The following is a 16,405-nucleotide window of genomic DNA, read 5'->3' as shown; positions in this document are numbered from 1 at the left end:
TCTATTTTACAATCCCTGTCATATCCTGTATGTTTTCAAAATGATATCGTTCCATGTACTTTTCAATGCCTTCTACGATTTCCATTGTTGCCGCCGGATTAAAGAAGTTTGCCGTACCGACCGAAACCGCGCTGGCACCGGCAAGGATGAATTCCACCGCATCCTCATATGTGGAAATTCCGCCCATACCGATGATCGGAACCTTCACGGCATTTGCCACCTGATATACCATTCTTACGGCAACAGGTTTTACTGCCGGGCCTGACAATCCACCAGTCTTATTGGCGATTGCAAAGGTTTGTCTGTGAATGTCTATCTTCATCCCTGTCAGTGTGTTGATCAGGGAAAGCACATCCGCCCCGCCGGCCTCGGCCGCTTTGGCAGTCTCGGTAATGTCTGTCACATTCGGACTCAGCTTCATAATGACTGGCTGTTTCGCATATTTTTTCACTTCTCTTGTAATATCTTCCACTGCCTTCGGGTTCTGGCCGAATGCGATCCCGCCTTCCTTTACGTTCGGACAGGAAATATTGATCTCCAGCATATCCACGGGTTCATCTGCCAGACGCTCGACGACTTCGCAATATTCTTCTGTGGACTTTCCGCAGACGTTAACGATGATCTTCGTATCAAACTTTTTCAGGAAAGGGATGTCCCTCTCACAGAATACATCGATTCCCGGGTTCTGCAGGCCGATTGCATTCATCATGCCGCCGTAAGTCTCCGCGATCCTCGGTGTCGGGTTCCCGGGCCACGGCACATTCGCCACGCCCTTTGTCACGACTGCACCGAGACGGTTTAAATCTACGAATTCACTGTATTCTTCCCCCGAACCAAATGTCCCTGAGGCCGTCATAACCGGGTTCTTTAACTCAACACCGGCAAGATTCACTGTTGTATTCATTAGATTTCCACCTCCGTTGACAAAAATACCGGGCCGTCTTTGCAGACGCGCTTATTATGGACATGGCTGTGGCTGTCAATCTCTCTAGATTTGCACACACAGGCCAGACAGGCACCAATCCCGCAAGCCATCCGTTCCTCCATAGATACATAGCATACAATGTTTTTTTCTTCGGCATACTGCTTAATTGCACGAAGCATGGGAGCCGGTCCGCATGCATAAATAATATCCGCTGACAGGTCATTTGCAGCAATTGCATCCATAACATTTCCTTTTGTTCCCGCGCTGCCGTCCTCTGTTGCAACATAGAAATTACCGCAGATACTGAACTCATCTGCTAAGAACTGTTCATCACGGTAACCCATAACAAGTACTTTCTCTGTATCCAGCTGTTTTGCCAGTTCGAGCATCGGCGGCACCCCGATTCCGCCTCCGATAAGCATTGCCTTTTTCCCTTCCGCTTTATCCAGAGGGAAACCATTTCCCAGAGGGCCCAGAATATCAATCCAGTCTCCCTTGATAAGTTCAGAGAATTGTTCTGTCCCCGTCCCTTCCCCGGTCACCCGGTATACGACGCGGATCAGCTTTCTGTCCCTGTCGATTTCACAGAGGCTGATTGGGCGTGGGAGCAGCTTGCTCCCGTCTTTTGTATACATAGAGATGAACTGTCCCGGCACTGCCAGAGACGCAATCTCTTCTGTCTGAATCCACATACTGTAGATGTCTGCCCCAATATATTCCTGAGAAACGATCATGGCAGATTCTTTACGTTTATTAGACATTGTTGTTCTCCTTTTACCTGTCTTTATCTTCCCGCCAGTGCCTGGCTGATATCAGATACCATCGCTTCTACGGCAGCTCTGGATGCATCCCCGAAATTCGCCGGTCCAAACTTCGCATAGGCTTCCTGCTTATAGGCTGCAATAATACCTCTGGAAGAATTAACAATTGCCCCGAGTCCATCCTCATTGAAGAAATGAACAAGGTCCTTGCCCTGTCCGCCCTGCGCGCCATAACCCGGCACCAGAATATAAGACTTCGGCATCACCCTGCGGAGTACTTTCCCCATTTCCGGGTAAGTTGCGCCGACAACAGCACCGATATAGCTGTACTCGTCTCCCATGCACTGCTCGCCCCACTCTGCCACCTTCTCGCCGACCAGCTCATAGAGAGGCCTGCCGTCGATTAACTGGTCCTGAAACTCTCCGCTGGAAGGATTGGATGTCTTCACAAGAATAAACAGCCCTTTCTTCTCAGACTTGCACACATCAATAAACGGATTCAGCCCGTCTGACCCCAGATAAGGGTTCACCGTTGCAAAGTCTTCATCAAACGGGACATATTCCTTGCTTCCCACTTTTACCCTTCCTAGGTGACCAACTGCATAAGCCGCTGAAGTCGAGCCGATATCGCCCCTCTTAATATCACCGATAACCACAAGATCTTTTTCCTTACAATAATCAACCGTCTTCTTAAAAGCCATGATCCCCGGCACGCCAAACTGCTCATACATCGCAATCTGCGGTTTCACAGCAGGAATCAGGTCATACGTCTTGTCCACAATCTCCTTATTAAACTGCCAGATCGCCTCCGCAGCCCCTTCCAGCGTCTCCCCGTATTCAGCAAACGCCTTCTTCTGCACATGCTCCGGAATATACGAAAGCATAGGATCCAAACCAACCACAATCGGGGCACCCGTCTTCTTAATCTTCTCAACCAGCTTGTTAATCATGAAAAATCCTCCTAAATTATCTGAATGTTCTGAAAACGGACCGCAAAAGGGTCAGACCCCTTTGCGTTCCATTTTTTATTTTGCATATACAATTGCTCCATCTACGATGGTGTACAGTACTTCTCCCTTTACCGGGTATCCGTCAAACGGTGTGTTCTTTCCTTTTGACAGGAATGTATTCTTATCGATTCTGTATTCTGCGGCCGGATCAAAGACTACGATATCGGCCGTCTTTCCTGCGGATATTGACCCTTTGTCCTGGAGTCCGAGTATCTGCGCGGGATTGTAGCTCATCTTCTCTGCCATCTGCATGGGTGTGAGTACTCCCTTTTCTACCAGTTCTGTATAGGTCAGGCATGCGCTTGTCTCAAGACCGACGATTCCGAAAAATGCTTTTTCCATCGGGAGGTTCTTTTCTTCCTCTGCATGCGGCGCATGGTCTGTGGAGATCACATCCATGATACCGTTCTTTAAGCCTTCCCGCAATGCTTCCACATCTTCCGGTGAACGAAGCGGCGGGTTCATCTTATACTGGCCGTTGTTCTCCTTTATATCATCTGTGGATAAGATAAAATGGTGCGGGCAGACTTCTCCGGTTACGGGAAGACCTTCTTTCTTTGCTGCGGCTATCATCTTCACGCTGTCTGCCGTGGAGCAGTGGCACAGGTGCAGGCGGACGCCTGTCTCTTTTGCCAGCAGGATGTCTCTCGCAACGATGACATCCTCCACCGCGTTGCTGATCCCCTTCACGCCCAGTTCTTCTGCCTTTGCCCCGGCGTTCATGACGCCGCCTTCTACCATATTAATGTCCTCACAGTGGGCGAATACAGAGATTCCATTCTCTTTCGCTATCCTCATGGCCTTTCTGTACAGGGAGGCATCCATGACGGACTTTCCATCTTCACTGATGGCATGGCATCCTGCTTCCGCCATTCCCTTAATATCGGAAAGTTCTTCTCCCATCTCCCCCTTCGTAACAGCTCCAAGTTGTATCACATGGACAGGAGATTCTTCTGCCGCCCTTCTGTGCAGGTCAGCTACCATCTCTTTCATATCAGTGACGGGCTTCGTATTCGGCATCGCGCACATGGTTGTAACCCCGCCGCGCGCCGCGGCCCTGCCGCCTGTTTCCAGTGTCTCTTTATGTGTCAGGCCCGGGTCTCGTAAATGCACATGCAGGTCAATAAATCCGGGCATAACATAAGAGCCGGATGCATCGATCGTCTGGTCTGCCGTCTCCTGAATACCCTCAGCAACCTTCACGATCCTGCTGTCTTCCACGAGCACATCACTGATGCCGTCCAGCCCTGTAAATGGATCTAAAACGTGTCCGTTTCGAATCAATAATTTCATATTGTCTTGTCCTTCCTCATTTCTATAACACATTTGTATATATAGATTTATAATACCACAAACAGCGCAAGTAATACAATCCAAAATCAAAGTCCCAAAACCGCATATTTCCGTCAAAAAAGCATAAGACGCAGTCCCCTTCCGGCGATCTGGTCCCAACCGCCCTTTAAAGCCCGCTCCTTATGCTTTTATGACTGCCTTCCGGCACATCACACATGAAACTTCTTATGCATCTCTTCCCTGAATTCTTTTCCCTTAAAAATCACCAGAGCCGCAAGGAACAGAAAACATACCCCGACACAGATTGTACATATAATCTTAAACTTCACCACATTTGTCAATAGCAGGATCAGGGGGAGAATCACCCCGTAGCCGCCCGCCATAACAAAATAGATCATATACTCACGAGCCGTGTTTTTCTGCACCTTTGTAATAATAAACATAGAAAACAGGATGACCATGCACACGATCGGAAGGACAAAATCCACCGACCACCCATGCCAGCCGGTAAAGGCATCCCATAAGATACAGCCCACCGTCACAATAATCAATTGCCACATAGCATTCTTCATAAGGTTATACCGCTTAACAAATCCGATCGCGAGAGCCAGCCACATACTTCCGATTCCCGCCGCCGTAAACAGGGTCCAGCGCACCGATGGATGGTAATTAAAGTCCAGTGCCACAAACACAACCGCAGCCACCAGGCAGAAGAATGAAAAGAACCGGAATACTTTCATCTCAAGTTCACTCGGCACATCCGGCTCCGGAAATTCCGGTTCAACCTTCTCTGCCTCAATCCCCTGCTCCTTCAGAATACGGTAAAAATTCCGCTGGATATTCAAGGTGTCGAATCTGGATGTAAAACCTAAGGAAAGCTTATCTCCAAACGAACACATACACAGTTCAATCTTCGGCGTACTCGTATAGACTCCGAACCTCTCAATATAAACTTCGTAATCCTTTGGCATTTTCACGGCACTCATATTCGAAAATATGGCAGTTACATCACGTTCGGCAAGCCTTGCCCCTGCCCGGATTCCGAGATTTTTCAATTCCAGTGGTGCAAGACGGAGAATCGGGTGCATCTCCAGCGTAATCAATTCGTTCATATGCTTTGCCACACGCTCCGTTGTCAGTTCTTTCTCAAAATATTCCTTCACGTGCTGCAGTACTTCTTCAAAACTGCCGCCTCCTTCTCCGAAATGATATCCCGGCTCAATCCAGTTGAAGAAATTCAGCATAGAATCAGACGCGAAGAACTTCCTCAGATTCACAGGCACCATCAGTACGACCGGATGCTTCTCCTGCTGCTTCGTCATCTCCTTGTGAATCGCCATCAAAAAGACCGTTGTCAGGAAGACCGTCATCGACACCCCCAGCTCCCTGGAACGTGCAAGTACAGCTTTCACCGAGAGAACCGATTCATTTACCTGAAGCCTGCCAGTCTCCTTGCGCGGCTTCTTCAGCTGGTAGGCCCTTGGCTTCTTCTCCTTTTTCTTCTTAACTTCCGAATAATACTTTGAAAAACTGTCATTCTCCTGATCCTGTATCGTCACATCTCCGTCCAGAAGGGGCTGGTCTGCAAGGCCGTCTCCCCGGTGCGTAAGATACAGGTAATTCTTCACAAGTTCACGCAGAAATTCCGTCGCCCCCGTCCCGTCTGTCAGGGCGTGGAACACCTCGAAATTAATCCGCCTTCCATAATAGGTCACCTCAAACAGCAAGTCCTTCTTATCCCGGACATAAAGATTACTGCACGGCTCCCTGTATTCCTCACGCACAACCGGCCTAAGCCCGCTCTTCTCTAGATAATGCCAGAACAGCCCCTTGCGCATGACCGACAAAAATACAGGATAAGTCACAAGGGTCTTGTCCAGTGCTTCCTGCAGTCTCTCCTGGTCTACTTCCTCTTTTAAAACGCAATAGAAGCGGAACACTCTGGTGTCCTTCTTGTTGCTGGTCGCCGAAAATAATTTCGCCGCATTATCCAGTTTTCTCCAATACGCTCTAGTCTGCTGCACACCTTACACCTCCCGGACAAACTCATTTTTCAGGAATTCATTAATATGGTCAAAACTCTCCTGCACATAAAAGTTCTTAATTCCCAATGCAAAATAACCGTGCAGGGCATCTTGAATCCTGCAGATCTCCACCCGGTTACCCGCTTCTTTCAAGCGTTCCCCGTATGCCTCTCCTTCATCCCGAAGTGGGTCATATTCTGCAGTCAGAATCAATGTATCCGGCTGATTCGAAAGATCTTTGGCCAGAATCGGTGCAAAATACGGATTCTGTTTATCTTCCTCACTCCTTGCATAGAGATTAAGGTAGTCTCTCATCTTTCCCGCCGTCAGAAGATAATCTGTTCCATTTTCCCGCACAGATTCGAAAGGAGAATCCTCAGAGTAATCATTGCTGACCGCCGGGTAAATCAGAATCTGCCTCTTCGGAAGGAATTCTCCTTTATCCCTTGCCATAAGCGACAGTGCCGCCACAAGGTTCCCTCCTGCACTGTCTCCAATCAGGGTAATATCATCCGGTTCCACATTCAGAATAAAACGGTTCCTGAAAATAGCCTTCGCTACTGCATAACAGTCTTCCAGACCGTCCGGGAACTTGTTCTCCGGTGCCAGCCTGTAATCCACGGCTACGACCACATGCTCCGTTGCATTTGCCATGCGGGCACAGATCCGCTCGTAATTATCCACGCTCTCGGTCACCCATCCGCCCCCATGTATAAAGAGCATGACCCTGTGCTGGTTCGGCCCCATATTATGAAATGCCTTCTCATTCGGGAAAAAAATCCTCGTCGGCACCTCATGCTCACCGTTATATATCTTATAATCAATCGTCTTATAAAAAATCTTCATAGGGTCCAGCCGTTTCAGATCCGCCAGATGCCTTGACGCCTCGACCTCGATCCCGTCAAAAGAAAGTGCCTTTAAAATCATTCTGGTAGTATTATTAATTGCCATAAATTCTCCTATCATTCCGCCTGTTTCTTTACCATTTTAACATCAAATACTGCAATACACAAACCAGAATTCTCTGATCGTATATGAAAATTCATATTTAAAGTAAAAAGAGGAAACGGAAGTATTCAAAAAACACTTCCGTTTCCTCTTCAAACCAGATATTCATACTCCTTATCTAAGACAGTTCAAAAGCCCCTGTGTAGAGCTGATAGTATTTCCCGTGTTTCGCAATCAATTCCTCATGGCTTCCACGCTCTATGATCTCGCCCTGTTCCAGAACCATGATCACATCAGAATTCTGTACGGTAGAAAGCCTGTGTGCAATTACAAATACCGTTCTTCCCTTCATCAGGGCATCCATCCCCCGCTGCACGATCGCCTCAGTTCTTGTGTCAATCGAAGACGTCGCCTCGTCCAGTATCATAACCGGCGGATCGGCAACTGCAGCCCTGGCAATCGAAATCAACTGGCGCTGCCCCTGTGACAATCCGCTTCCGTCACCCGACAGAACTGTGTCATAACCGTCCGGCAGCATCCGGATGAATCCATCCGCGTTGGCGCGTTTCGCCGCTGCAATACATTCCTCATCCGTGGCGTCCAGTTTCCCGTAACGCAGGTTTTCCATGACTGTGCCCGTAAACAGGTTGACATCCTGGAGTACGATTCCAAGAGACCGGCGCAGATCCGGCTTCTTTATCTTATTGATATTAATACCGTCGTACCGGATCTTTCCATCAGCGATATCGTAGAACCGGTTGATCAGATTCGTAATTGTTGTCTTACCGGCCCCAGTTGCCCCTACGAAGGCCACCTTCTGGCCCGGCTCGGCATAAAGTGTGATGTTATGGAGCACGACTTTATCTTCATTATAGCCGAAATCTACATCAAACATGCGCACTTCACCCGTTAACTCCGTATAAGTCAGGGTACCATCCTCATGCGGGTGTTTCCATGCCCACAGCCCGGTACGCTCTGGCGTCTCTGTAAGCTCCCCGTCGACATATCTGGCATTGACAAGCGTCACATAACCATCGTCAACTTCACTCTCCTCATCAATCAGTTCAAAGATACGCTTCGCACCTGCCAGAGCCATGATGATCGCACTCAGCTGCTGGGAGACCTGCCCGAGCGGCTGGATAAAGCTCCTTGATAACTGTAGGAAGGATGCTATCATACCGAGGGAGATCACGTCCACCCCTGTCAGGCTTATATTGGTAACTCCGCTGATCCCCATTGCACCGCCTGCAATCGCAACGAGCACATACAGGACATAGCCAAAGTTATTCATAATCGGCATCAGCACGTTTGCATAGGTGTTTGCCTGTGCAGCCTCTCCAAAAAGCTTTTCATTCTTCTTATCGAATATTTCCTTTGCCTTTTCCTCATGACAGAATACTTTTACCACTTTCTGCCCGTTAATCATTTCTTCTATATAACCATTCACATCACCAATCGATGCCTGCTGCCTGACAAAATACTTTCCGCTGTTGCCGGCTACTTTTTTCACAACCTGCAGGATCAGCACGATGAATACGAGCACGAACAGGGTCAGCCAGACACTAATGGACAGCATGGCAAAGAATACTGCTACAATAGTAACGATTGAAGAAAACAGCTGCGGAACGCTCTGGGAGATCATCTGCCGAAGTGTGTCTGTGTCATTCGTATAGTGACTCATAATATCCCCGTGGGAATGTGTATCAAAATATTTGACTGGCAGAGTCTGCATATGCGAAAACATCTCATCCCTGATCTTCTTCAGAGTCCCCTGTGAAATAACCGCCATGATCCGGTTATAGAACAGCGTTGCAAGAACCCCGATCAGGTAGACTCCGGCAAGCAGGATAATCGCCCTGAACAACCCGCTGAAATCCGGCACCGCCTGTACAAGCAGCGGAGTGATGTAATCGTCAATCAATACCTGTAAAAATAAGGACGCCATGACACTTGCCCCCGCACTTACCAGAATACAGATCAGTACGAAAAGAAAACGTCCCTTATACTCCTTCAGATAATCCAGAATACGCTTCAATGTACTCATATCCAGTTTCTGAACTTTCTTTTTCTCATTCATCTTCATTTCCTCCCTTCTGCTGGGATTCAAAAACTTCTTTATAAATTGCATTGCTATTCAACAGTTCTTCATGCGTTCCCAGACCATCGATCTTTCCATCATCCAGGACGATGATCTGGTCCGCATCTTCCACGGAGGAAATCCTCTGTGCAATAATAATCTTGGTTGTATCCGGAATCTCCTCACGGAATGCCCTTCTGATCATTGCATCCGTCTTCGTGTCCACTGCACTCGTAGAATCGTCGAGTATCAGTATCTTCGGTTTTTTCAGGAGTGCACGGGCGATACAGAGGCGCTGCTTCTGTCCGCCCGATACATTGGAACCACCCTGCTCAATATAAGTATCATACCCATTCGGGAACCGGCGTACAAAATCATCCGCCTGGGCCAGCTGGCAGGCATGGATCAGTTCTTCGTCCGATGCGTGCTCATTTCCCCAGCGCAGATTCTCCTTAATCGTTCCGGAGAAGAGTTCGTTCTTCTGAAGCACCATAGCAACCTGATTACGGAGTGCTTCGATATCATAATCGCGGACATCCACACCGCCCACCTTCAGGGAGCCTTCGGTAACATCATAGAGTCTTGGGATCAGCTGCACCAGACTCGATTTTGACGTACCCGTTCCCCCGATAATACCGATTGTCTCACCAGAGTGGATGCTCAGATTGATATTATCGAGACATTTTTTATGTGCCTTATTGGAATAGCTGAACGAAACATTTTCAAACTCAATGGAACCATCCTTCACATCCATGACCGGGTTTTCCCCGTTTTTCAGGCTGCTTTCCTCAGTCAGAATTTCATAGATACGCTCTACAGATGCCTTTGACATCGTAATCATAACGAATACCATGGACAGCATCATCAGGGCCATTAATACCTGCATCGCATACGTGATCAGACTCATAAGACCGCCCGTACTCAGACCAACTGCCGGGTTTCCGCCGCTTGCAATGATAGCCCTTGCCCCGAACCATGAAAACACAAGCATACAGGCATACATACAGAACTGCATGAGAGGCATGTTAAATGCGATCGTCTTCTCCGCCTTTGAAAAATCTTTGTAGATCATCTCGGAAATATTCCCGAACTTCTGATCCTCGTAATCCTCCCTGACAAATGATTTTACGACGCGGATCCCGCGTACATTTTCCTGTACGACATTGTTTAATTTATCATAGGTCTTAAACACCCTCCTAAAAATCGGGTGTACCCTTGTCATGATCACATACAGGCCGATTCCAAGAACCGGCACACAGATGAGAAACACCATAGACAGCTTCGCGCTGACGCGGAAGGCACAGACCAATGAGAATATCAGCATAACCGGCGCCCTCATAGCCATACGTATCATCATCTGGTATGCATTCTGTACATTTGTAACATCCGTTGTGAGTCTGGTAACGAGACTTGACGTAGAAAACTTGTCGATGTTCGAAAAAGAGAAATTCTGTACATTATAGTACATATCCTTCCGCAGGTTCTTTGCGAGCCCCGCAGACGCATATGCCGCCGTCTTTCCTGCCGCTGCTCCGAAAAACAGGGAGAGAAACGCTGCTATTAGAAGGGTAATCCCCATTTTCCATATATACCCCATATTACCTTCATCGATACCATAATCAATCAGGTTCGCCATCAGCAGCGGAATGATTACTTCCATTACTACTTCCAGTGATACCAGTATGGGAGTCAGAATGGAATCTTTTTTATATTCTCTGATACTTTTTGCCAATGTTTTAATCATTTCACAACCTCCTTATCTAAATTGTACGACATCAAACTTCTTCAGGAAAAAGGAAGCCGGCATCTGCCGGCTCATCCTTCGCTTACATTCTTTATAATTCTATCAATATAGGAATAAAACTGTTCCAGTTCTTCATCGGAGAATCCTTTGACGATCCGGGCCTCCACAAGATCACGGTTCCGTTCCATCTCTTCGCCAAGTGCAATCGCCTTTGGTGTCAGGAGCAGTCTCTTCAGTCTTGCATCCCCCGGCACGCTTTCACGTGTGATCAGGCCCTTTTCAACCATCAGATTTACTACCTTCGATGCAGTAGACCTCGTGATATTGAACTCACACTCCAGATCCTTCTGGTATACCGGTTCTCCTTCATGATCCCTGAGATATCCGATAATCCATCCATTTGAGCCTGTAATGCGGTTAATCTTTACCTTGTTCATCTGATTATCAATAAAACGCTTGATCAGATTATCCAGCACCCGGAGCTCTCTTCCCATATACTTTTTTTCTTTCATTTCCATCCCTCTGTTAGTTTGAAGTCGAACTGTCATACATTCAACTGTTTGACATCTAACATTTTAACATGAGAATTTCTAAATGTCAACGTTTTATACCTGACTTTTTATAACTTCGTTTCCCGTCCCTATAACCGCTTCGTTTTCAGGCGCCAGCGCCTTGTAGGTGTTCCTTATTACCACCGCAGATATTAAAAATGTCAGGATATCCGAAACCGGCATGGAATACAATACCCCGTCCAGGCCAAAGAAAGCCGGCAGGATAAGCGCAAAACCGATGCCAAAGATAACCTCCCTTATCATGGACAGTATAGTAGAAAGCATTGCCTTCCCCAGTGACTGAAGGTAAATAAAAGTTGCTTTATTCACACATGCAAATACGATCATACAGAGATATATCCGGAAACTCTTCACTGCAAAATCCGTATAATAAACACTCTCATTTGCCGCGCCAAAAACAGCAATCAGCTGGCGCGGAAATGTTTCCACAATCAGCAAGGCAATAGCCCCCACTGCGGCTTCGGCAGCCAGCAGGTAAGTCAGGATATTTCCCGCCCGGTCCCTGCGGCCCGCCCCCACATTATATCCGACAACAGGGATACAGCCTGCCGCCATGCCGACAGATACAGAAATAACAATCTGGAAGAATTTCATGACAATCCCTACTACAGCCATCGGAATCTGTGCATACTGCGTCTGGCCGAATATCTCATCTCCGGCACCGTACTTAAGAATCATATTCTGTACTGCGGCCATACAAAGCACGAGCGAAATCTGTGATAAAAAACTGCAGACTCCCAGAGGCAGGAACCGTTTCAACAGGCTCCCCCTGATTTTAAAGCTGTCCCTGCCCAGCTTAACAGCCTTCATGTGGCAGAGATACCAGACTGCCAGAACAGCTGTCAGTACCTGTCCCGCCACGGTAGCGGCCGCGGCCCCCATCATCCCCCACTTAAATCCGAAGATGAAAACAGGATCCAGTATCATATTCACTGCCGCCCCGGCCAGAGTAGATAACATGGCAAACTTCGGGCTTCCGTCGGACCGGATAACCGGATTCAATGCCTGCCCGAACATGTAGAACGGCACGCCGATCGTAATATAGGTAAAATATTCTTTCGAATAGGCAAAGGTCTCCGCATTTACCTGTCCGCCAAATAGAATTAGTATCTGGTCCTGAAAAATAAAGTAAACGGCAGCCAGTATCATACTGCTGATTATAGAAAGCAGCACTGCATTGCCGATACTCCGATGTGCATTGTCTTTTCTGCCTGCACCGAGACTGATACTTACAAATGCACAGCACCCGTCACCGATCATAACCGAAACTGCCAGCGCAACAACAGTCAGCGGGAAAACAACAGTATTGGCCGCATTGCCGTATGATCCAAGATAATCCGCATTAGCAATAAAGATTTGATCCACAATGTTGTATAAGGCGGCTACTAAGAGAGAGATCACGCAAGGGACCGCATATTTCCTCATTAACACTCCGATTTTTTCCGTTTCCAGATAAGCGTTAGATTTCTGTTCCATTACTCACACCTCTCTTTCGGAATGCTTTTAACCTGTTCTTAATTTCTCGTTTTTCCATTACAACCTCCTGTTAATATAAATTTGGAGCAACTGTTCAGAACCATGAACAGTTGCCGCCCGGAGTCTTTTTCGGAAAGCTGCCACAACCAAAAAAAGCGTAAATCCCGAATCTGGATTTACGCTTTTTGCCACTCGACATACATATTTTATCAATTAGAATCCCAAAAGTCAATTTTATAAATTTAAAATTTTATGTGAACATTTACAGTACAGATGCTATGCTGCCAATTTTGATGTTCTCTAACAGAAGCTGGAGTGGCTTTGTAACATATTTGTTCCTATGAAGCAATACCAGCATTTGATTTTCCATTTCAATACCTTCTATTTGGAGGAAACGCAGCCGCCCAGCCTCCACGGAATCAAGTAATAGTTTTTCCGGCAGGACCGTAATTCCCATTCCAGCTTCTGCTGCTTTGGCCAGTGTAAGTGAATTAACGCTTTCCCAGACCGGCTCTGCTTTCAGATTTGCCGCCACAAGCATATGGTCAAATGTATCACGGACTGCGCTTCCCTGTTCCCTCAGAAGCAAAGGATATCCGCATAGCTGCCGCAGGGTAGCGGACTGGCTGGAAACAGAAAACCCCGGTGAGCAGGCTGCCCGCAGCAGGTAAGACCCCAGTGTAATTGTTTCAAAATCACCTTTCGGCGCAGCGCCTTCCCAAAAAGCAACATCCGCATCCCCACGCTGTAAAATATCAAGGACCGCCTTCGCACTTGCAACTCTGACAAAAATCTGCTGTTCAGGGTATACTGCACGAAATTGGTTCAGTATTTGAGGCAGCACAAATGAGGCAATCGTAATGCTGGAAACGACATGGATTGGCGTGTTCTCCTCTAAATGAGAGATCCGCCTGTCCAGATTTCTGCTGGCAATCAGTATCCCCCGTGATTCTTCCAGAAGAGACCTGCCGCATGGTGTGACTGCCACTCCCTTTGGCCGGCGCTCGAAAAGGGCCGTTCCAGCTTTCGCCTCTAATTCTGCCACGGCATGAGATACCGCTGATTGTGTAATAAACAGCTTTTTAGCGGCGCCTGTAAAAGAACCGGTCTCTGCAATTGCTTCCATAATTTCTAAATATCTAATATTCATATTCACCTCAACAGCATGAGTAAAATTGATGGTAACAGTAAAATTATATCATTTTACAGATTCCACTACAAGCGCTATACTTATGGAAATACGCAAATCAATGCATAGAAAGGATACTTTTATTCATGAAGAACAGAAATACTCATTTATGGCTGTTAGCGGTCAATCTATTTATCAGCACCTTCACATTTGGCGGCGGCTATGTGGTTGTACCTATGGTGCGCCGTTTTTTTGTGTGGAAAAAACGATATTTTACGGAAGAAGAACTGATGGATATGGCTGCAGTCGCCCAGTCTGCCCCCGGCGCAATCGCTATCAATTTATCCGCCCTTGCAGGCTATCACGTTGCGGGGATGACAGGTGTCCTGATCAGCTGCATAGCGGCGGTTCTTCCGCCACTGCTCATTCTCGGCATAGTGTCAGCCTTCTACACCGCTTTTATCTCCAACGCGGTCGCTGCTGCCGTTTTAAAAGGAATGGAGGCCGGTGTGGCCGCCCTCATGGTTGATTTAGTTGCCGATATGTGTGCCCTGATCATAAAAGAGCGCTCTCTTTTCCTTACCATGATGATCCCGGCCGCCTTTCTCGCAAATTTTTTCCTGCATATCAATGTGGCCCTCATATTGATTGTCTGCTGCTTTTTCTGCATTGTGCAGGTTTTCCGTAGAAAGAGAGGTACAAAATGAATACAGCTTTTCGTCTGTTCTGGATGTTTCTAAAAATTGGACTTCTCAGTATCGGCGGCGGTTACGCAATCATTCCCCTGATCCAGGAACAAGTCGTTAAACGCTCCGGCAGCATCAGCCCTAAAATGTTCACGGATATCATCACAATTTCCCAGATGACACCCGGGCCACTGGCAGTAAACACAGCCACATTCGTCGGAATCCAGATCGGAGGCATCGTCGGGGCAGTCGCAGCAACGCTTGGCTGTGTGCTTTGTGGCGTGATTATCTGTCTGTTTCTGCATCGCTTTTTTCAAAAGCACAAAGAATCTTCCTATGTATTTGAAGTACTAAAGGGTCTGAAATCGGCATCTTTAGGCCTCATTATCTCGGCAGCCGTGACCATTATCTCGATTGCATTTTGGGGAACACAGGCACTGGAAATCAAAAATGTCATATCCCTGATGAACTGGACTGCACTGGCGGTCTTCTCCATCATGCTCCTCGTTCTGCGCAAGTGGAAACTGAATCCCGTGCTTGTCATGCTCATCAGCGGAATGGCAGGACTGGTCCTTTACCTGTGATGCAGAAAACAACGAGCAGGCCGCATCCTGTTATCCGCTCACGATACGAAAGCTCGTTCGCTGGTTATGATTTACCACTTTGACGCGTTCCCCCGTGTGTTTGACAAGCCCCCTTAACTTTTCTAAAATAGGGAAATCAAATATTTTTACATTACAGGAGGACCCTCGTTATGGAACAGGATACGATCAGGATACTGGCTTTTGAAGTCAGGGATGACGAAAAAGATATTTTTAAGAAGGCTGCCGGGGATCTGGCTGCCGAAGTCACGCTTCTTCCGGACATACTGAATCTGGATACGGTTGACCAATGTGCCGGATATGCCGGTGTAACAACGCTTGGAATGAGCAGGATCAGCCCGGAAGTGCTGGACCGTTTAAAGGAACTGGGGGTAAAATACCTTTCTACAAGAACGATTGGATACAATCACATAGACGTTAATTACGCTAAAAAGATAGGGATACACATCTTAAATGCGGAATACGCACCGGAGAGTGTTGCTGATTTTACGATTATGCTGATGCTTCTTGTCCTGCGCAAGTATAAACCGGCCGTATACCGCCAGAATGTAAATGACTATTCTCTGAACGGCCTGCGCGGCAGGACCTTGAAGAGCATGACAGTCGGCGTGGTCGGGACCGGGCAGATCGGGCAGACCGTTATTCGTTCACTGAGCGGCTTCGGGTGCAGGATTCTCGCCTATAACCGCACTCCCCGCCAGGAATTAGAGGAGTATGCTGAATTTGTCTCACTTGAAGAATTGTATACCAGAAGTGATGTCATCACGTTTCATCTTCCCCTTACGGAGTCTACAAAGTATATGGTCAACAGGGAAACACTCTCTCATATGAAAGACGGTGTAATCCTGATCAACACTTCCCGCGGAGAACTCATGGACCGGAAAACACTGATACACGGCATAGAATCCCTGAAAATCGGTGCCCTCGGCCTGGATGTGTTTGAAGATGAGCGTTCCATCTATCACGAGAGCAGAATCAACGACATCATAGCCAACCGGGACATGGCGTACTTAAGGCAGTTTCCAAATGTAGCCATGACGCAGCATATGGCTTTCTATACCGAATCCGCCATTGAAGAGATGGTAGACTGCGGCATCCGTGGGATTGTCAGCATGCACAGAGATGGGACGTGGAAAAAGGAGCTGTAATCTCCGTCTT

14 protein-coding genes are annotated in these 16,405 nt (G+C 47.5%); 3 read left to right on the top strand and 11 right to left on the bottom strand.

The genetic code is table 11. From position 1 onward, the window contains the following. Nucleotide 1: 1 nt before the first annotated feature. The 11 genes from A8806_RS09570 to A8806_RS09520 all read right to left on the bottom strand — a co-directional run bounded on the left by A8806_RS09570 (nucleotide 2) and on the right by A8806_RS09520 (nucleotide 13,980). Nucleotides 2-904, bottom strand: coding sequence for a dihydroorotate dehydrogenase (locus A8806_RS09570; protein WP_109730967.1), 903 nt, complete (start codon nucleotides 902-904; stop codon nucleotides 2-4). Then, the gene (locus A8806_RS09565; RefSeq protein WP_109730966.1) at nucleotides 904-1,686 is read right to left on the bottom strand and encodes a dihydroorotate dehydrogenase electron transfer subunit; all 783 of its coding nucleotides are present in this window, start codon (nucleotides 1,684-1,686) and stop codon (nucleotides 904-906) included. The genes A8806_RS09570 and A8806_RS09565 overlap by 1 nt, the downstream gene beginning before the upstream one ends. Before the next feature lie 23 nt (nucleotides 1,687-1,709). Then, nucleotides 1,710-2,636, bottom strand: coding sequence for an orotidine-5'-phosphate decarboxylase (gene pyrF / locus A8806_RS09560; protein ID WP_109730965.1), 927 nt, complete (start codon nucleotides 2,634-2,636; stop codon nucleotides 1,710-1,712). Nucleotides 2,637-2,711: 75 nt separating this feature from the next. Continuing rightward, nucleotides 2,712-3,989: a dihydroorotase gene (locus A8806_RS09555; RefSeq protein ID WP_109730964.1), complete on the bottom strand. Its 1,278-nt coding sequence runs from the start codon at nucleotides 3,987-3,989 to the stop codon at nucleotides 2,712-2,714. A gap of 209 nt (nucleotides 3,990-4,198) precedes the next feature. After that, a complete protein-coding gene (locus A8806_RS09550; RefSeq protein WP_109730963.1) occupies nucleotides 4,199-6,013 on the bottom strand; it encodes a DUF6320 domain-containing protein in 1,815 nt (604 codons plus the stop codon). A gap of 3 nt (nucleotides 6,014-6,016) precedes the next feature. Continuing rightward, nucleotides 6,017-6,964, bottom strand: coding sequence for an alpha/beta hydrolase (locus tag A8806_RS09545; RefSeq protein WP_109730962.1), 948 nt, complete (start codon nucleotides 6,962-6,964; stop codon nucleotides 6,017-6,019). 175 nt (nucleotides 6,965-7,139) lie between these two features. Next, the gene (locus tag A8806_RS09540; protein ID WP_242996027.1) at nucleotides 7,140-9,038 is read right to left on the bottom strand and encodes an ABC transporter ATP-binding protein; all 1,899 of its coding nucleotides are present in this window, start codon (nucleotides 9,036-9,038) and stop codon (nucleotides 7,140-7,142) included. After that, on the bottom strand, nucleotides 9,031-10,782 hold the full coding sequence (locus A8806_RS09535; protein ID WP_109730960.1) for an ABC transporter ATP-binding protein: 1,752 nt from the start codon (nucleotides 10,780-10,782) through the stop codon (nucleotides 9,031-9,033). Before A8806_RS09535 ends, A8806_RS09540 begins: the two co-directional genes overlap by 8 nt. A 71-nt stretch (nucleotides 10,783-10,853) precedes the next feature. Continuing rightward, nucleotides 10,854-11,294, bottom strand: coding sequence for a MarR family winged helix-turn-helix transcriptional regulator (locus A8806_RS09530; protein ID WP_181368648.1), 441 nt, complete (start codon nucleotides 11,292-11,294; stop codon nucleotides 10,854-10,856). A 93-nt stretch (nucleotides 11,295-11,387) separates the two neighbouring features. Beyond that, the gene (locus A8806_RS09525; protein WP_109730958.1) at nucleotides 11,388-12,830 is read right to left on the bottom strand and encodes an MATE family efflux transporter; all 1,443 of its coding nucleotides are present in this window, start codon (nucleotides 12,828-12,830) and stop codon (nucleotides 11,388-11,390) included. 262 nt (nucleotides 12,831-13,092) lie between these two features. Further along, nucleotides 13,093-13,980 carry a LysR family transcriptional regulator gene (locus A8806_RS09520; protein WP_109730957.1) on the bottom strand — a complete coding sequence of 296 codons (888 nt, stop codon included), beginning with the start codon at nucleotides 13,978-13,980 and terminating at the stop codon, nucleotides 13,093-13,095. A 125-nt stretch (nucleotides 13,981-14,105) separates the two neighbouring features. On the opposite strand from A8806_RS09520, the gene A8806_RS09515 reads away from it, so the two are divergent. The 3 genes from A8806_RS09515 to A8806_RS09505 all read left to right on the top strand — a co-directional run bounded on the left by A8806_RS09515 (nucleotide 14,106) and on the right by A8806_RS09505 (nucleotide 16,395). Further along, complete coding sequence (locus tag A8806_RS09515; RefSeq protein WP_109730956.1) at nucleotides 14,106-14,666, top strand: chromate transporter; 561 nt, start codon at nucleotides 14,106-14,108, stop codon at nucleotides 14,664-14,666. After that, nucleotides 14,663-15,229: a chromate transporter gene (locus A8806_RS09510; protein ID WP_109730955.1), complete on the top strand. Its 567-nt coding sequence runs from the start codon at nucleotides 14,663-14,665 to the stop codon at nucleotides 15,227-15,229. Before A8806_RS09515 ends, A8806_RS09510 begins: the two co-directional genes overlap by 4 nt. Nucleotides 15,230-15,399: 170 nt before the next feature. Next, on the top strand, nucleotides 15,400-16,395 hold the full coding sequence (locus A8806_RS09505; protein ID WP_242996025.1) for a D-isomer specific 2-hydroxyacid dehydrogenase family protein: 996 nt from the start codon (nucleotides 15,400-15,402) through the stop codon (nucleotides 16,393-16,395). Nucleotides 16,396-16,405 lie beyond the last annotated feature (10 nt).

Origin of the sequence: Faecalicatena orotica (assembly GCF_003149245.1) — a bacterium.
GTDB lineage: Bacteria > Bacillota > Clostridia > Lachnospirales > Lachnospiraceae > Faecalicatena_A > Faecalicatena_A orotica.
This window is presented reverse-complemented; position numbering and strand designations above follow the sequence as displayed.

Coding starts and splice junctions, on each gene's coding strand:
- A8806_RS09555 (WP_109730964.1), bottom strand. CDS start 3,989: ATGAAATTATTGATTCGAAACGGACACGTTTTAGATCCATTTACAGGG.
- A8806_RS09520 (WP_109730957.1), bottom strand. CDS start 13,980: ATGAATATTAGATATTTAGAAATTATGGAAGCAATTGCAGAGACCGGT.
- A8806_RS09515 (WP_109730956.1), top strand. CDS start 14,106: ATGAAGAACAGAAATACTCATTTATGGCTGTTAGCGGTCAATCTATTT.
- A8806_RS09510 (WP_109730955.1), top strand. CDS start 14,663: ATGAATACAGCTTTTCGTCTGTTCTGGATGTTTCTAAAAATTGGACTT.
- A8806_RS09535 (WP_109730960.1), bottom strand. CDS start 10,782: ATGATTAAAACATTGGCAAAAAGTATCAGAGAATATAAAAAAGATTCC.
- A8806_RS09540 (WP_242996027.1), bottom strand. CDS start 9,038: ATGAATGAGAAAAAGAAAGTTCAGAAACTGGATATGAGTACATTGAAG.
- A8806_RS09545 (WP_109730962.1), bottom strand. CDS start 6,964: ATGGCAATTAATAATACTACCAGAATGATTTTAAAGGCACTTTCTTTT.
- A8806_RS09505 (WP_242996025.1), top strand. CDS start 15,400: ATGGAACAGGATACGATCAGGATACTGGCTTTTGAAGTCAGGGATGAC.
- A8806_RS09565 (WP_109730966.1), bottom strand. CDS start 1,686: ATGTCTAATAAACGTAAAGAATCTGCCATGATCGTTTCTCAGGAATAT.
- pyrF (WP_109730965.1), bottom strand. CDS start 2,636: ATGATTAACAAGCTGGTTGAGAAGATTAAGAAGACGGGTGCCCCGATT.
- A8806_RS09570 (WP_109730967.1), bottom strand. CDS start 904: ATGAATACAACAGTGAATCTTGCCGGTGTTGAGTTAAAGAACCCGGTT.
- A8806_RS09530 (WP_181368648.1), bottom strand. CDS start 11,294: ATGAAAGAAAAAAAGTATATGGGAAGAGAGCTCCGGGTGCTGGATAAT.
- A8806_RS09525 (WP_109730958.1), bottom strand. CDS start 12,830: ATGGAACAGAAATCTAACGCTTATCTGGAAACGGAAAAAATCGGAGTG.